This is a genomic window from Microbacterium terricola (assembly GCF_027943945.1).
In the GTDB taxonomy this organism is placed as follows: domain Bacteria; phylum Actinomycetota; class Actinomycetes; order Actinomycetales; family Microbacteriaceae; genus Microbacterium; species Microbacterium terricola.
On record NZ_AP027141.1, the window covers coordinates 1323209 to 1339384 of the forward strand.

Consider the following 16176-nt stretch of genomic DNA (forward strand, 5'->3'; position numbering starts at 1 on the left):
GCCTCACAGGACGGGGTTAAAGGTTGCTGTCGAACACCCAGCCTAGCGTTCGCGCAGCGTGCTCGGCGAACGGATGCTTGACACCTAGGCACGCTAGGCCTAGCATCCCTAGGTATGAACGCGGAATCGCTCAAGGGCCATCTGGATCTGCTCGTGCTCGCCGTCGTGTCGGCCGGCCCGATCCACGGATACGGGGTCATCGAGCGGCTGCGCGATCGGAGCGAGGGCTCGTTCGATCTCGCCGAGGGCACGGTCTACCCCGTGCTCCACCGGCTGGAGCGGGCGGGCCTGCTCGAGCACGAGTGGTCCGAGGCTTCCGGCCGGCGCCGGAAGCTCTACCGGCTCACCGCGACAGGCGCCGCTCGGCTCGTCGAGCAGCGCGAGGGATGGCGCGAGTTCGTCGACGCCGTCGAATCCGTCCTCAGGAGGAACCCATGGCCGCAGACGGCCTGATCGACCGCTACCTCGACGCCTTCGGGCGTTCCGTCCGCTCGCGGCGGGATCGCGACGACCTCGTCGACGAGGTCGCCGACCATCTCCACTCCGCGGCCGAGCGACTCGAGTCGCTCGGTATCGACAGTGCGACCGCGCAGCGACGCGCGCTCGCACGCTTCGGGGAGCCGCGCCTTGTGGCCTCCCTCATCACCGCAGTCCCATCGAAAGGAAACTTCATGCCCCTGTTCTTCTCGCGCCACCTCGGCGCCGTCGCCGCGGTGGCCGGCGTGCTCTGGATCGCGGCGGCCGTCGCCGCCTTCTTCGGGATGACCGAAGGCCTCGGCGGCTGGACCCAGGAGCGGTATCTCGTCTCGTCGGTCGTGATCGCCCTGGCCGTTCTGGCCACGGTCGCGGCGCTGATCGGCGTGAACCTGCGTGCCACCGGCCAGTTCGACGGATCGACCGTCGCGATCGCGTCCATCGGCGCCGCCGCGGTCGTGGCCTCGCTGGTGCTCTCCTGGGTCGTCGCGATCTGGATCCCGCTGCTGGCGGTGGCGGTCACCTGGACGATGGTCCGCGCCTGGCGGACGCACGCGGGCTCGCGCGCCTTCGCGCTCGTGCTCATCGTGACGATGCCGGTCTTCGCCGTCCTCGCGGTGCTCTCGAACCTCGTGGAGGGCTTCCTCGAGGCGAGCACGGGCACCGACCTGCTCGGATGGGCGGTGTTCAGCGGCATGGCGCTGATCCTGGCGGCCGGACTGGTCGACCTCGCCGTCCGTCTCGTGCGGCGCGTGGCGCACTCCCGCGCTGCGATCGCCTGACCCACCGCATCCGACCAGGAGACGTATGACCTGAAAAACCGCTTTCGGGCTGAGACACCACGCGACGCGCGATGTCTCAGCCCAAAAGTGGTTTCTCGCGGGTGGAGGGTCAGGATGAGGGGCGCGCGGGTGCGAGCAGCCGCCGGACGCCGAGCCTGGCCAGCATGAGGGTGACGATGAGCAGGGTGACGGCGAAGAAGCCGCCGAGGCTCACAGCATCCCCGAAGACGAGATCCTCGAGCCACAGGACCAGCAGCTTGCTGCCGGGCAGGATCAGCACGAGCATCACGATCGACACCGCCCTGCGGAGCCCCGTCGCGGCGGTGCGGATGCGGGCGAGCACCCGCGTCTTGACCGCCAGCACCACCTCGAGCACGAGCTTGAGGAGCACCGCGGTGAGCAGCGACAGGGTGAAGGTCTCGGTGATGATGCCGGGGACGTACTCGACGGCGAGGTTCAGGACGACGACGTAGACGAACACGTCCACGACGTGCAGCGGGTCGAGGCGTCGTCGCATCGGCGGGCCGCGCCGCTCAGGCCGCGGCGGTGTCCGCGTCCTCCTCGACCCGGCCCGCCCTGATCGGGTGACCCTGGCTGGTGAGGCACTTCCCTGTCGCGAGGTCCCACTTCCAGTCATGCAGCGAGCAGGTGAGGACGCCGTCCTCGATCTTCCCCGTCTTCGTGAGGTCGGCCCGAAGGTGCGGGCACCGGCGCTGGACCACCCAGTCGCCGAGCTGGGCGTCCTCGGTCTGATCGGTCTGCTCCGCGTACCAGTTCTCGACGTACTCGATGCGGTCGCGCGAGAGGCACTTGAGGAAGGTGGTGAGGAACTCGTTGAACTTGCCGCTGCGCCCCACCTGGAACTGCATCGACAGGAAGATCGAGTTCGACCAGTCGATCTCGTGGTCGCGGATGTTGGTCGAGACCAGATCGGCGGGGATCGTGTACCAGTAGATGCACTCCTCCCCCGCGTACTCGCGCACCTTCGCCTTCGGGAAGTCCACGACCATGTCGAGCTCGCCGATGCGGAACCGCACCATGCCGCCCACGCCGTTGCGGATCGTGCGGGCGCGGCGCAGCAGGGGCTCCCACCACTCCTTGATCGCGGCGAGCATCTCCACCGGCGGCAGCACCGGCGCGCGCGACGCCTCCTCGGCGCGGATCTCGTCCTGGCGCGAGTCGCGCTGCTCCGCGAGATACGACCACTTGTCGTCGAAGATCCGATCGATCTCGGCCTGCGTGTAGAGCGTCTGCGTCACCGTGAGCTCGCCGTGGTTCAGCTCGACGACCGTGCCGGGCAGGAACTCGTAGCCCTTCTGCTCAGGACGCAGCTGCTTCATGTGTGCCAGGAACTCGCGCTGGTCGGTGAAGATCGCGTCGCCGTCCTGCCCTTGGCCGTTGTAGCGGAACAGCTCCTCGCGCAGGAACATCGGCGGGCCGGCCATGGGGAACACGTGCTCGGCGTCCACCTTGTCGATGTAGTACATCGCGCGCTTGTTCTGCGCGTCGCGCTTGAGCTTGGCGAAGTTCTGCTTGGCGTCCTGCGGCAGGTCGTAGACCATGGGCCACCAGATCGCCCCGGACACCTGGGTGAAGTACGCCTCCGGCTTGGCGAACGACAGCAGCTTCTCGAGGTCGAGGGGGTGCGAGTCGTTCTGGTTCAGGATGCTGGCGGTGCCGTCGTCGACGCTGAGCGACGAGTCGCCGATCGGCCCGTCGCTGGGCGCGCGCAGCGGCGTCACCATCACCTTCAGCGCGCCGAACTCCAGCGGAACGCCCGCCTGCGTGTGCACGATGTTCTCGTAGCCGAGGCTGCGCAGGTCGGTCTCGAGCTCGTCGGTCGGGTACTCCGGCAGGAGCACCGTGATGTCCTTCGGCACATGCCGGTGCATCAGGGCGGGGTCGAAGTGGTCGCGGTGGCGGTGTGAGATGTAGAGGAAGTCCGCCTTGCCGAACCGCTCCCAGTCGAGGCCGCGGTTGTCGGGGAAGGGGAACCACGATCCGAAGAACGTCGGGCCGATGACGGGGTCGCAGAGGATGCTGCCGCCCGCCGTCTCGATGAACATCCCGGCGTGGCCGAGGCCCGTTATCCGCATGAAAACCTCCCGTGTAGAGCGGAGACGAGTCTACGCGAGCGGTGCTCCGGAGCCCGTGGGACGGGCCGGGGAAATCGGCTTCGGAGGCCGGTCCGCGTGGTCGAAGAGACCACGGATGTCGTCGGCGGTGAGAGCCTGCGAGAACAGCGCGTCGTCGTCCATCACGGCGCGGAAGAGGCGGGCCTTGCGCTGCTGCAGCGCCATCACCTTCTCCTCGATCGTGCCGGCCGCGATGAGCCGGTAGACGTTCACCGGCCGCGTCTGGCCGATCCGGTGCGTGCGGTCGACGGCCTGGGCTTCAGCGGCGGGGTTCCACCACGGGTCGAGGAGGAACACGTAGTCGGCCTCGGTGAGGGTCAGCCCGAAGCCGCCGGCCTTCAGGCTGATGAGGAAGACGGGATCGTCGCCGGTGCGGAAGCCCTCGATGATCCTGGCGCGGTTCCGGGTGGAGCCGTCCAGGGAGGTGTAGCGGATGCCGCGCGCGTCCAGTGCCTGGGCGACGAGCGCGAGGTAGGAGGTGAACTGGCTGAACACGAGGGTGCGATGGCCCTCTGCCACGATCTCGTCGAGCTGTTCCAGGAGCGCGTCGAGCTTGCTCGAGCGCACCGACCCGTCGTCCGCGTCCACGAGCGATGGCGCGAGCGCCAGCATCCGCAGGAGGGTGAGCGAGCGGAAGACGATGAACCGGTTGCGGTCGAGATCGTCGAGCAGGCCCAGGATCTTCCTGCGCTCGCGCTGCAGCACCGTGTCGTACACCGCCCGGTGCGCGGCGTTCAGCTCGATGTGCAGCTCCTGCTCCTGACGCGGCGGGAGGTCGGTGGCGACGAGGTCCTTCGTCCGGCGCAGGAGGAACGGACGGATGCGGTGGCGCAGGCGCTCGAGCCGGCGCGCGCGATACGGGCCGCCCTCGGCGTTCTCCGGCACCTTGCCTCGCTCGATCGGCTTGATGTACTCCTCGCGGAAGCGCCGGGCGGAGGGGAACAGCCCGGGCGACGTGAGCGAGAGGATCGTCCACAGCTCGCCGAGTGTGTTCTCCAGCGGCGTGCCGGTGACGGCGAAGGCGACGGGGGTCCGCAGCGCGTGGGCGGCACGGTAGAGGCGGGTCTGCGGGTTCTTCACGAACTGCGCCTCGTCGAGGACCACGATCCCCCACTCGAGAGCCGTGAACGCGGGCTCGTCCAGGCGCAGCAGCGTGTACGAGGTGACGACGACGTCGGCGTCCGCGGCGGCGGCGGACACCGGCATCCCGCTCTTCGCCTCGGTGCTCTGGATGAGCCGCACGGCGAGGTCCGGCGCGAACCGCGCTGCCTCATCCCGCCAGGTCGAGAGCACCGAGGTGGGGGCGACGACGAGGAACGGGCGGCGCTCGCCGCGCTCCCTGGCGTGCGCGAGGAGGGCGAGCACCTGCAGGGTCTTCCCGAGCCCCATGTCGTCGGCGAGGATGCCGCCGAGCCGGTGCTGCCAGAGGAACGCCAGCCAGTCGAGCCCCGCCTGCTGGTACGGGCGCAGCTCCGCGGTGAGGCCCGCCGGCGGAGGGGTCGACTCGACCCGCTCGACGTCGCGCAGCGCGCTCGCCGTCTCGCGCCACGAGACCGCGGGCTCCGAGACGTCGGCGAGATCCTCGAAATCCGACCAGAGCGGCAGCTGATAGCGGCTGATCCGCGGCCCGGTCTCCCATTCGTCGAGGTCGGCGGCCTCGTCGATGAGGTCGCGGAGCCGGTGCAGCGCGGGGTGCGCGAGGGAGAAGTACCGGCCATCGCTCAGCAGCAGCTTCTTGCGTCCGAGGGCGAGCGCGGTGAACAGGGGCCGGAAGGGGATGCGGCGGCCGTCGATGGTGACGAGCACGCCGAGATCGAACCAGTCCACGTCGGTGGTCTCCAGCGTCGACACGGTGATCCGCGGATCGCCGGTCAGCTCGTGGTACGCGCGCGGTGCGCCGCTCACCTCCACCCGGACGCCGTCCAGGGCTTCGAGGGCCGGGAGCACATGCGCGCCGAACTCCGCCGCGTCGATGCCGCGCAGCATCCCCTCCGCGGCGAAGGCGAGCGGGCCCGCCTGCGTCCACGCGTGCTCGACGACGGTGCGCAGATGCGCTTCGCCGTCGCTGTCGCGCTCGGGGCCGCCGCCCGGCGGGTAGGGATGGCGCCGGCCATCCGGGTACTCCCACTCGAGCGTGTGCGCGATCTCGTCGCCCGGGTGGAACCGCACGCGCGCCACGAGGACCGGCGGTGCGATCGGCGGGGGCTCGAAGCCGCGTGCGGCCGAGACGTCGCCCTGGCGGCTGAGGCGCGGGTACGCGTCGCGCAGGAACTCCGCGCGGTCGGCCGCGGGGACGGTGAGCGGCGCTCCGCTGGCGAGCACGGCGTGCACGGCGTCGCCGAGTGGCGCGGGTGCGAGGGTGAGCGCCACGGCGGGGCCCTCGATCGCGAAGGCGTACACGCCGGTGCGGCCGACCGGACGCACGGTCGCGCCGTCCACCGGCGCGCCGTCGATGCGGACGTGCGCGGACAGGCGGAGCCCCGCCCCGTCGGGGGCGATCTCGAGAGTCGCCTCGGCCGCTTCGGCGAGCCGCACGCTGAGCCCCGGTCTGGTCGGCACGAACGGGATGCCCAGATCGGTCGCGCGGGCGAGATGGGCCCACAGCAGCGCCGACTCGACCGCGTCGAGCGTGACCCACTCCGAGACGTCGCTGAACGCGCCGAGCACGCGCAGATCTCGCGCCAGCGTGTACAGCTCGGCGAACCACCTGGCCTGAGCCGGATCGTGGGCGCCGCCGGGGCGCCGCACGGAATCCCACGAGACCGTGCCCTTGATCCACTGTCCGCGGGTGCCGCGCACGAGCGGCCGGAGCCCCACGAGCAGGTCGCTCTGACGGTGCGCGAGGTCGCGCGCCGTCACGGCCTCGACTCGCCGCGGCCCCCAGTGGGCCGCGCGCGCGGTCTCGCGCTGGCGCAGCTCGACGCCGAGCGCGAGCGGCGTGTGCCGCTCGGGGGCGTCAGGCGGCAGCAGCGCGCGCCAGGACATCAGGTCAGACGGTGCGGGCGATGCGGCCGAGCACGCCGTGCACGAACGATCCCGATTCGTCGGTGGAGTACTCCTTGGCGAGCTCCACGGCCTCGTCGATGGCCACGGCCGCGGGGACCTCGTCGTTGAACAGGAGCTCCCACACGCCGATGCGCAGGACCGCGCGGTCGACGGCGGGCATCCGCGCGAGCGACCAGTCCTTCGCGAACGTGGTGATCTGCTCGTCGATCTCGTCGCGGTTGTCGATCACGCCGTCGACGATCTCACGGGCGTACAGCCATGAGGCCTCTCGGGCGGGCTCGTTCGACGCGCGCTTCGCCTCCGCGGCCAGCGTCGCCGCGACCTCCTCGCCGCGGACGTCGGCTTGGAACAGGATGTCGAGGGCGCGCTTGCGCGCCTTGGTGCGGGCGCCCACGCGTCAGTTCACACGGCCGAGGTAGTCGCCCGTGCGGGTGTCGACCTTGACCTTCGTGCCCTGCTCGACGAACAGCGGGACCTGGATCTCGTAGCCGGTCTCCACCGTGGCGGCCTTCGTGCCGGCCGACGAGCGGTCGCCCTGCAGACCCGGCTCGGTGTAGGTGATCTCCAGCACGACCGACGCGGGCAGCTCGACGTAGAGCGGGTTGCCGTTGTTGAGCGCGATCTGCACCTGCTGGTTCTCGAGCAGGAAGTGCGCTGCGTCGCCGACGGTCGCCGCTGCCACGTTGAGCTGGTCGTAGTCGGCGACGTCCATGAAGACGAAGTTGTCGCCGTCGTTGTACAGGTACGTGAAGTCGCGGCGGTCGACGTTCTCGATGTCGATCTTCGCGCCCGCGTTGTAGGTGCGGTCGACGACCTTGCCCGACAGGACGTTCTTGAGCTTCGTGCGGACGAACGCGCCACCCTTGCCCGGCTTCACGTGCTGGAACTCGATGACGTTCCAGAGCTGGCCGTCGATGCTGAGGACGACGCCGTTCTTGATGTCTGCGGTGGATGCCATGAGGGAAGGAGGTCCGTTCGTGTGGGGCGCTGCTCACGCGGATTGCGGAGGCTGTCGAAGCGCCGACGTTCGATTCTACGGGATGCTGCCGCGCAGGGCAGGATGCTCAGCCGTCGGCCTGGCCGGCGATCACGTCGATGAGCAGGTCGACGGCCGTCCCGTACCCTGGCACGCCCTGCCCGATGACGTGCACGACGGCGACGTCGGCGACATAGGAGAAGTGGCGGAAGGACTCCCTCGCCATCACATCCGAGATGTGCACCTCAGCCACAGGGAGCGAGACGCCGGACAGGGCGTCGCGCAGCACGACGGAGGTGTGGGTGAGGCCGCCCGGATTGATCACGATGCCCGCGCAGTCGGTGCGGGCGTCGTGGATGGCGTCGAGCAGCACCCCTTCGTGGTTGCTCTGCACGGCGCGCACCTCGAAACCGTGGGTCGCGGCCCGCGCGGCGACGAGGGCTTCGACATCGGCGAGGGTGTCGCTGCCGTAGATCCCCGGCTCGCGCACGCCGAGCAGGTTGAGGTTCGGTCCGTTGACGAGCAGCAGGCGGCGGGGGGCGGTCACCGTCGCACCCTACCAGCGGGTCCGTCCGCGTTCTGGGCGGTGAGGCGGATCGGGGCGTTGCCGGCGCCGAAGCCGTCATATCCGCCGCGGCGTTCGACGAACTCCCAGAAGATCTGGCCCACGGTGCGGGTGTAGAAGTGCAGGTACTCCCCCGCGCCGTCGCGGTCGTACACGATGCCGAGCTCCCGCAGCCGAGCGATCCGCTCCTCGGGGAGGTCGGTGCGCGCAGCGAGGTCGGCGTAGTAGTTGTCGGGGATGGCGAGCAGCTCGAGGCCTCGCTCCCGTGCCTGCTCGGCGAGACCCACCACATCGGTGCACGCGAACGCGACGTGCTGCGGCAGGCCGGTCGCCGAGCCGCGCTCCGCGACGATCGGCGGGGCGACGTTCAGCGGGATCCGGATGCGCCCGCCCGGCGACGCGATCACGCGGCTCTGCACCAGCCCGCGGGGGCTGGCCACTTCGGTGGCGCTCTCCGACCGCAGCGCGAACGTCGCCGTGTAGAAGAGCACCGACTCGTCCATCACCTGCCATGGCTGGGTGAGGCTCACGTGGTCGACGTCGAGGATGCGGCTCTCGCGGACCGGGTCGCCGTGCTCGAACTCCGCGACCCAGGCGGGCTCGCCCTCGTCCGCCGACTGGCCCCAGAACACCTCGGTGCCGTCGGGGGCGACCGCCGCGGCGAGCGGCTGCTCGGCGGCGTAGGTGCGGCGGTAGGCGCGCGGTGTGCGCAGCTCGGTCGCCCGCCGGGTGACAGCCTCGGCGTCGTCCACCTCGAAGCCGAGTGCCGCCAGGTGCGGCGCCTGGTCGCGGGCGTGCTGCTCGTTGAGCACGACCCGCGCGCGCCCCGCGGTCCACAGCGTCACCGGCTTCGTGCGATGGCGCCCCCGCGGGGTGAAGCCGACACTGGCCAGCATCCCTTCGATCTCGGACGTGTCCTCGGCGCGGATCTCGACGAAGTCGAACCCGGCGGGCTCCGCGCTGTCGGGCAGCAGGGCGACGGGTGCGGTGGAGGGGATGCTGCCGCCCCTGGCCGTGCGATCCTCCAGCCAGCGGAGCGAGCGACGCGCGTGCAGTGCCGTGCGCGCGGGATCCGTCTGCCGGAACGTGTCGTTGAACACCTCGAGCGAGAGCGGGCCGTCGTACCCGGCGCGCAGGACGTGCCCGACGAACCCGGCGAGGTCGAACCCGCCCTCGCCGGGGAACAGGCGGTGGTGGCGACTCCACGACAGCACGTCCATCGACAGGAGGGGCGCATCCGCCAGCTGGACGAAGAAGATCTTCTCGCCGGGGATCTGCTCGATCGCTGCGGGGTCGTGTCCGCGCGAGAGGATGTGGAACGAGTCGAGGCAGAGGCCGACCGCCGGGTGGTCGGCGCGGCGGACGATCTCCCACGAGCGGCGGTAGTCGTCGACGAAGCGACCCCAGGCCAGCGCCTCGTAGGCGATGCGCACGCCGTAGCGGGTCGCGAGGTCGCCGAGGCGACGCAACTGGCCGGCGCTCGTGTCGTCGTCGTCGATCGTCGCGGTGGCGACGTTGCTGCAGCAGAGCACCAGATCCATGCCGAGGCGCTGCATGAGCGCGAACTTCGCCTCCGCGCGGGCGAGGACCCGCTCGAACCCGGCCTCGTCGACGCCCTCGACATCGCGCATCGGCTGGTAGAGGTCGAGCGTGAGCCCGAGGCGCGCGGCGAGGGCGCGCACCTCTTCCGGGCTCTCGGGGGCCGCGATCAGGTCGGGCTCGAAGATCTCCACTCCGTCGAAGCCGGCGGCCGCGCAGGCGTGGAGCTTGTCGACGAGGGTGCCGCTGACGCACACGGTCGCGATCGATGTCCGCATGGCGTCAATGTACCAGTTGGTACATTGTGCGGGTAGGGTCGCTCCCCCGCTGGGCTATCCTGGCGGCGTGACCACCCTGCAGCGAGACGCCGAACGCACCCGCGCCGAGCTGCTCGCGGTGGCGACCGAGGTGTTCGCCGAGGACGGCTACTCCGGCGCCAGGGTCGACGTCATCGCCGAGCGCACCCGCACGACGAAGCGCATGATCTACTACTACTTCGGCAGCAAGGAAGGTCTGTACCGGGCTGTCCTCGAGAGCGCCTACCGCGGCATCCGCGAGGCCGAGCGTGCGATCGACGTCGACAGCACCGACCCCGTCGTCGCGGTGAGGCGGCTCGCCGAGCTCACCTTCGATCACCACGTCTCGCACGCGGCCTTCGTGCGCCTGGTGGCGATCGAGAACATCCACCGCGGCGAGTCCATCCGCCAGATCGAGACCCTCAAGTCGCTCGGGCAGCCCGCCAAGACGCTCCTCGACGAGATCCTCGAGCGCGGTCGTGCGAGCGGCGTCTTCCGCACCGACGTCGATGCGATCGACGTGCACCTCGTCATCAGCGCCTACTGCGTGTTCCAGGTGGCGAACCGCTACACATTCGGGTACCTCTTCGACATCTCGTTCGACGACCCGAAGCGCCGCGAGCACATGCGCGCGATCATCGGCGATGTCGTCGTCGGCTGGCTGACCGTCTGATCCGCTGACCGGCGCAGCCGGGTTCCCCTCTTGACACGACGCTTCTTCGCGTGTTCACTGTGAACGTACCAGTTAGTACATTACTGGAACCGAACGTACGAAGGAGTACTCGTGACAGCGGCACGCCCGTATCTCGTCGGCCTCGTCGGCACCGGCGTCACCCCGTCGCTGACTCCTCCCATGCACATGGAGGCGGCGCGTGCGCTCGGACTCGACTACGTCTACCGCACGATCGACCTCACCGAACTGGCGATCGCCCCGGAGGACATCGGCGACGTGCTGGCCTGGACGGAGCGGCTCGGCTTCGACGCCCTCAACATCACGCATCCCTGCAAGCGACTCGTCCTCGACCACCTCGATGAGGTGGACCCGCGCGCTGCGGCGCTCGGCGCCGTGAACACCGTGCTGTTCTCCCCCGACGGTCGCACGGGCTACAACACCGACACCACCGGCTTCGAGGCGGGCTTCCGCGCGGGACTGCCCGGTGCCGCGACCGGCGACGTCGTGATCCTCGGGGCCGGCGGCGCCGGCTCCGCGGTCGCGGACGCGCTCATGCGCCTCGGAGTGACGCGCCTCACGGTGGTCGATGTCGACGAGACCCGCGCCGGCGAGCTCGCCCGCGAACTGGCCGCACGCCACGACCGGCCCGTCGCGAGTGCCGCACCCGATGACCTCCCCGACCTCCTCGCGCGGGCGGACGGCGTCGTGCACTGCACCCCGACCGGCATGAAGGAGCACCCGGGCACCCCCTTCTCCCCCGACCTGCTGCGGTCGGAGCTCTGGGTCGCCGACATCGTCTACCGTCCGTTCGACACTGCGCTGCTGCAGGCGGCGCGCGCCGCGGGCTGTCGCACGCTCGACGGCGGCCGCATGGCCGTGTACCAGGCCGTCGACGCCTTCGAGCTGATCACCGGCGTCCGCCCGGACGCCGACCGCATGACCCGCCACTTCCAGTCCCTTGTCGCACCCCAACCCATCCTCATCTGATTGGAGCATCCATGACCACCTCCGCAACGACGCGGAAGACCCCTGTGAAGGCGGCGATCGCCAGCTTCATGGGCAGCGCCGTCGAGTACTACGACTTCTTCCTGTTCGGGTCGGCCGCCGCGCTCATCTTCCCGACCGTGTTCTTCCCCTCCGGGGATGACGCCGCCCTCGTGATGTCGTTCGCGACCTTCGGATTCGCGTACATCGCGCGTCCGGTCGGCGCGGTCATCCTCGGTCACTTCGGCGACCGCATCGGCCGCCAGAAGGTCCTGATGTTCACCCTGGTCCTGATGGGCGTGTCGACGTTCATCATCGGCTGTCTCCCCGGCTTCGAGCAGATCGGGTGGTTCGCCCCGGCACTGCTGGTGCTCTGCCGTCTCATGCAGGGCCTGTCCGCCGCCGGTGAGCAGGCCGGCGCCTCCTCGCTCACGCTCGAGCATGCGCCGGACGACCGGCGGTCGTTCTTCACCTCCTGGACGCTCACGGGCACCCAGGGCGGGCAGATCCTCGCCGCGCTCGTGTTCATCCCCGTGGTCGCGCTCCCCGACGAGATCAAGTACACGTGGGGCTGGCGCATCCCGTTCTGGCTGAGCGCGATCGTGGTCCTGGTGGCGTACTTCATCCGCCGGTCGCTGCATGAGACGCCCGAGTTCGAGAACGCCAAGGCGGAGGGCCGGATCGCTCGGATGCCGCTCATCCCGCTGCTGCGCGACCACTGGCGCGACGTGCTCCGCGTGATCTGCTGCGCGTTCATCGCCGCGGTCTCGACCGTGTTCGGCAACCTCGCCCTGGCGTACGGCGCCGAGGTGGGTCTCGCCGCGAGCCTGACCCTGTGGCTCGTCGTGGTCGCGAACTTCTTCGCGCTGGGCACCCAGCCGCTGTTCGGGATGCTCGCCGACCGGATCGGCCGCAAGCCGGTCTTCATCTACGGCGCGGTGTCGTCGGCCGTCCTGATGCCGTTCTACATGCTGTCGATGAGCGGCGGGAACGGGTTCGTGACGTTCCTGCTCGCGGTGCTGACGTTCTCGTTCGGCTATGCGGCGGCCAACGCGGTGTGGCCGTCGTTCTACGGCGAGATGTTCAGCACCCGGGTGCGCTTCTCGGGCGTCGCGATCGGCACGCAGCTGGGCTTCCTGATGGCCGGCTTCGCGCCGACCATCGTGACCGCCCTCGGCGGTGTCGCGGACGGCGGCTGGGTGGTGATCAGCATCTTCACCGGCGTGATCTGCCTGATCGCGACCATCAGCGCGCTGACCGCCCACGAGACGAAGACCGTCCCCACCCGCGAACTCGGCGAACGGGCCGAGCGGGTCGCGGAGCCCGTCGCGGCCTGATCGCGGCTGAGGGATGCCGTCTCCGCTGCGGCGGGGGCGGCATCCGTCGTTCAGGGCAGCGGACGTTCCATCACGATCTCGGGGCCGATCGGCCCGGTGAGCGTCTCGCCGGTGGGCGCGAAACCGGCCCGTCGGTAGGCGCCCTGCGCCCGTGCATTGTCGCGGTGCACGTCCAGCTGCACGCGCCGCAGTCCGAGCGCCGACACCCACTCCGCCGCGGCCTCGAGCAGTGCGTCCACCGCTCCGATCCCGCGGCTGTCCGGCCGCACCCACACGCCGACGACATCTGCGCGGCGATCGTCGATGAACCTGCCGAGGTGGTCGGTCTGACCGGTCGCCCTGACGAGGACGGACAGGCTGCCGACGCTCTCGCCGCCGATCTCGGCGACGAACTGGGCGACCGTCTCGCTCTCGGCGGCCAGCGCCGCCCGGTCTCGCCAGAACTCGTCCGGCCGGGCCGCGACATCGTGGTGGAGTTCGAGGAAGGCGATGGCGGCGTCGGGGTCGGCCGTCGCGGCGAGGCGCAGCGCGCGCACGAGCTCCCACTCGTCGGCACGCACGCGGCGCACCGCGACCGGCTCGGTCACCCGGCGAGCTCCTGGTACGCGGCGAACAGCAGCGATTCGTCCGGGGCCTGCAGCACCGTCGGGCGCGCGAGGTCGTCCAGGACGATGAAGCGCAGCATCCCGCCCCTGCTCTTCTTGTCGCGCTGCATCGTCGCCAGCAGCTGCGGCCACGCGCCGGGGCGGTAGGTCATGGGCAGGCCGAGCGCGCCGAGCACGTCACGGTGGCGCTGCGCGACCTCGTCGCTGAGCCGTCCGGCCAGGCGCGAGAGCTCGGCGGCGAACACCATGCCGATCGAGATCGCGGCACCGTGCCGCCACTGGTAGCGCTCGGCGTGCTCGATCGCGTGCCCGAGGGTGTGGCCGTAGTTGAGGATCTCGCGGAGGCCCGCTTCACGGAGGTCCTCGCCGACGACCCGTGCCTTCATGTCGATCGCGAGTTCGATCGCACGGCGGAACCCGGGCGTGGCCGGGTCGATCGCCGCCTCGGGGTCTGCCTCGATGATGTCGAGGATCTCCGGCGCCCAGATGAAGCCGGCCTTGACCACCTCGGCGAAGCCGGCGACGCGCTCGTTGCGGCTGAGCCCGTCGAGCAGCTCGAGGTCGCAGATCACGGCGTGCGGGGGCCAGAACGCGCCGACGAGGTTCTTGCCCTCGGCGGTGTTGATGCCGGTCTTGCCGCCCACCGCAGCGTCGACCATCGCGAGCACCGTGGTCGGCACCTGCACGACGGCGACACCGCGCAGCCAGGTGGCGGCGACGAAGCCCGCGAGGTCGGTGACCGCTCCCCCGCCGAAGCCGATCACGACGTCGGTCCGGGTGAAGTCGGCCTGTCCCATGACCTGCCAGCAGAACGCGGCCACCTCGATGCGCTTGCCCGCCTCGGCGTCGGGGATCTCGGCGAGCAGCACCTCACGATCACCCAGCAGCTGGGCACGGAGCGCCTCGGCCTGCACGCGGAGCGTGGGCGGGTGCACCACGAGGACCTTGCGCGCAGCGGGCGGCAGCGTCTCATGCAGACCGGACAGGATGCCGCGGCCGATCGTGATGTCGTACGGGCGATCGCCCGCGACGGTGATCGTGGTGGTCTCGGTCATGCCTCGTCCTCCGGTCGGGTGGTCGATTGGGCCCAGTCGACGATCGCGGTGACGACGCCCGAGAGGGGGCCCGTCGACGTGTCGAAGGTGACATCGGCGACCTGCTCGTAGAGGGGCAGGCGCTCGTCGAAGATCCGCTGCCAGCGCGCGATCGGATCCTCCTCGCCCGCGAGCAGCGGGCGGTCGGAGCCGAGGATGCGCGACGACACGATGTGCGGGGCGACGGTGAGCAGCACGACCCGGTGCTCGGCGAGCTGGGCGCGGGTCCCGGCGTCGAGCACTGCTCCCCCGCCGAGCGCCACGACGCCGCCGCCGGCCAGCGCCTCGGTGACCGCCGCCCGTTCGAGCCCGCGGAAGTGCGCCTCGCCGTACCGCACGAACAGCTCAGGGATGGGTCCGTGCTCTCGGACGACCATCTTGTCGGTGTCGGTGAAGGTGGTGCCCAGTGCGCGCGCCACCCGTCGTCCGACGCTCGTCTTGCCGGCGCCCATGGGGCCGACCAGCACGATGGCCCCGGCGTCAGCCGAGGTCATGCTCGAGCAGGTCAGCGTCGCTGACCGCGGTGGTGCGCAGCGTCTCCGGGATGGCGTCGAGGTACGCGCGGAGGTTGCGGCGGGTCTCGGCGACGCTGTCGCCGCCGAACTTCTCCAGGACGACCTCGGCGAGCACGATCGCCACCATCGCCTCGGCCACGACGCCCGCAGCAGGGACGGCGCAGACGTCGGAGCGCTGGTGGTGCGCCGAGGCGGTGTCGCCGGTGGCGACGTCGACCGTCCGCAGCGCGTGGGGCACCGTCGCGATCGGCTTCATGCCCGCGCGCACGCGCAGGACGGTTCCGGTGGACATTCCGCCCTCGGTGCCGCCGGCGCGGTCGCTGGAGCGCGTGATGCCGTCTCCGGTGACGAACAGCTCGTCGTGCGCGGCGGAGCCGCGACGACGCGTGGTCTCGAAGCCGTCGCCGACCTCGACGCCCTTGATCGCCTGGATGCTCATGAGGGCGTGCGCGAGCTTGGCATCGAGTCGCCGATCCCAGTGCACGTGCGAGCCGAGCCCCGGAGGCAGGCCGTACGCGAGCACCTCGACGATGCCGCCGAGCGTGTCGCCCTCCTTGCGGGCGTCGTCGACCTCGGCCACCATGCGGGCGCTCGTGGCGGCGTCGAAGCACCGCAGCGGGTCGGCGTCGAGCGCGTCGACGTCGTCCGGCGACGGGAGCACGGCATCGTCTGGAACGCGAACGGGTCCGATGGACAGGGTGTGGCTGACGAGCCGGATGCGGAGCTCGCCGAGGAATCCGCGGGCGACGGCGCCGAGCGCGACCCGCGCCGCGGTCTCACGGGCGCTGGCCCGCTCGAGGATCGGCCGTGCCTCATCGAAGGCGTACTTCTGCATGCCGACGAGATCGGCGTGACCGGGGCGAGGACGCGTCAGCGCCGCGCCACGTCCGCGCGAGCGGTCGGTGAGCTCCACCGGCTCGGGGCTCATCACCTCGACCCACTTGGGCCACTCCGTGTTGCCGATGCGCAGGGCGATCGGGCTGCCGAGGCTCGTGCCGTGCACGACCCCCGACGAGATCGTGAGCTCGTCCTCCTCGAACTTCATCCGCGAGCCGCGACCGTAGCCGAGCTTGCGTCGGGCGAGGTCGGCCTGGATGGCGGCACGGGAGACGGGGACGCCGGAGGGAAGGCCCTCCATGATGGCGACGAGTTCTGGGCCGTGAGATTCGCCGGCCGTGAGCACGCGGAGCATTGC

At 70.6% G+C, this 16176-nt stretch carries 16 protein-coding genes; 5 read left to right on the forward strand and 11 right to left on the reverse strand.

All coding sequences use genetic code 11. From position 1 onward, the window contains the following. Positions 1-114: 114 nt before the first annotated feature. Together Microterr_RS06210 and Microterr_RS06215 are read left to right on the forward strand one after the other, a co-directional pair. Positions 115-453: a PadR family transcriptional regulator gene (locus Microterr_RS06210; protein WP_263795538.1), complete on the forward strand. Its 339-nt coding sequence runs from the start codon at positions 115-117 to the stop codon at positions 451-453. Next, positions 435-1256, forward strand: coding sequence for a permease prefix domain 1-containing protein (locus Microterr_RS06215; protein ID WP_263795537.1), 822 nt, complete (start codon positions 435-437; stop codon positions 1254-1256). Before Microterr_RS06210 ends, Microterr_RS06215 begins: the two co-directional genes overlap by 19 nt. 109 nt (positions 1257-1365) lie before the next feature. Here the strand turns inward: Microterr_RS06215 and Microterr_RS06220 are convergent, their stop codons facing one another. From Microterr_RS06220 to Microterr_RS06250, 7 genes are all read right to left on the reverse strand, one after another. Continuing rightward, on the reverse strand, positions 1366-1773 hold the full coding sequence (locus Microterr_RS06220; protein ID WP_263795535.1) for a hypothetical protein: 408 nt from the start codon (positions 1771-1773) through the stop codon (positions 1366-1368). Positions 1774-1789: 16 nt separating this feature from the next. After that, positions 1790-3352 carry a Rieske 2Fe-2S domain-containing protein gene (locus Microterr_RS06225; RefSeq protein ID WP_263795533.1) on the reverse strand — a complete coding sequence of 521 codons (1563 nt, stop codon included), beginning with the start codon at positions 3350-3352 and terminating at the stop codon, positions 1790-1792. Positions 3353-3382: 30 nt separating this feature from the next. Further along, a complete protein-coding gene (locus Microterr_RS06230; RefSeq protein WP_263795532.1) occupies positions 3383-6376 on the reverse strand; it encodes a DEAD/DEAH box helicase in 2994 nt (997 codons plus the stop codon). A gap of 4 nt (positions 6377-6380) precedes the next feature. Continuing rightward, positions 6381-6791 carry a transcription antitermination factor NusB gene (gene nusB / locus Microterr_RS06235; RefSeq protein WP_263795531.1) on the reverse strand — a complete coding sequence of 137 codons (411 nt, stop codon included), beginning with the start codon at positions 6789-6791 and terminating at the stop codon, positions 6381-6383. 3 nt (positions 6792-6794) lie between these two features. Then, positions 6795-7355 (reverse strand): elongation factor P, encoded by a 561-nt coding sequence (gene efp, locus Microterr_RS06240; RefSeq protein WP_263795530.1) that lies wholly within the window; start codon positions 7353-7355, stop codon positions 6795-6797. 106 nt (positions 7356-7461) lie between these two features. Next, positions 7462-7920 carry a type II 3-dehydroquinate dehydratase gene (locus Microterr_RS06245; protein WP_263795529.1) on the reverse strand — a complete coding sequence of 153 codons (459 nt, stop codon included), beginning with the start codon at positions 7918-7920 and terminating at the stop codon, positions 7462-7464. After that, entirely contained in the window at positions 7917-9755 is a 1839-nt protein-coding gene (locus tag Microterr_RS06250; protein WP_263795527.1) for a bifunctional sugar phosphate isomerase/epimerase/4-hydroxyphenylpyruvate dioxygenase family protein, read from the reverse strand. Before Microterr_RS06250 ends, Microterr_RS06245 begins: the two co-directional genes overlap by 4 nt. Before the next feature lie 67 nt (positions 9756-9822). Here Microterr_RS06250 and Microterr_RS06255 point away from each other — a divergent pair, with 67 nt between their 5' ends. From Microterr_RS06255 to Microterr_RS06265, 3 genes are all read left to right on the forward strand, one after another. Then, positions 9823-10446 (forward strand): TetR/AcrR family transcriptional regulator, encoded by a 624-nt coding sequence (locus tag Microterr_RS06255; protein WP_263795526.1) that lies wholly within the window; start codon positions 9823-9825, stop codon positions 10444-10446. Between the two features lie 111 nt (positions 10447-10557). After that, a complete protein-coding gene (locus tag Microterr_RS06260) occupies positions 10558-11433 on the forward strand; it encodes a shikimate dehydrogenase (protein WP_263795525.1) in 876 nt (291 codons plus the stop codon). A gap of 11 nt (positions 11434-11444) precedes the next feature. Beyond that, positions 11445-12767, forward strand: a complete 1323-nt coding sequence (locus Microterr_RS06265; protein ID WP_263795524.1) for an MFS transporter — start codon at positions 11445-11447, stop codon at positions 12765-12767. A 50-nt stretch (positions 12768-12817) separates the two neighbouring features. On the opposite strand, the gene Microterr_RS06270 is transcribed toward Microterr_RS06265, so the two are convergent. Genes Microterr_RS06270 through aroC form a run of 4 tightly spaced genes read right to left on the reverse strand, consistent with a single transcriptional unit; the run spans position 12818 to position 16173 of the window. Then, positions 12818-13354, reverse strand: a complete 537-nt coding sequence (locus Microterr_RS06270) for a GNAT family N-acetyltransferase (RefSeq protein ID WP_263795523.1) — start codon at positions 13352-13354, stop codon at positions 12818-12820. After that, on the reverse strand, positions 13351-14427 hold the full coding sequence (gene aroB, locus Microterr_RS06275; RefSeq protein ID WP_263795522.1) for a 3-dehydroquinate synthase: 1077 nt from the start codon (positions 14425-14427) through the stop codon (positions 13351-13353). Before aroB ends, Microterr_RS06270 begins: the two co-directional genes overlap by 4 nt. Next, on the reverse strand, positions 14424-14960 hold the full coding sequence (locus tag Microterr_RS06280; RefSeq protein ID WP_263795521.1) for a shikimate kinase: 537 nt from the start codon (positions 14958-14960) through the stop codon (positions 14424-14426). Before Microterr_RS06280 ends, aroB begins: the two co-directional genes overlap by 4 nt. Continuing rightward, positions 14947-16173 (reverse strand): chorismate synthase, encoded by a 1227-nt coding sequence (gene aroC / locus Microterr_RS06285; protein WP_263795520.1) that lies wholly within the window; start codon positions 16171-16173, stop codon positions 14947-14949. Before aroC ends, Microterr_RS06280 begins: the two co-directional genes overlap by 14 nt. Between the last annotated feature and the right edge of the window lie 3 nt (positions 16174-16176).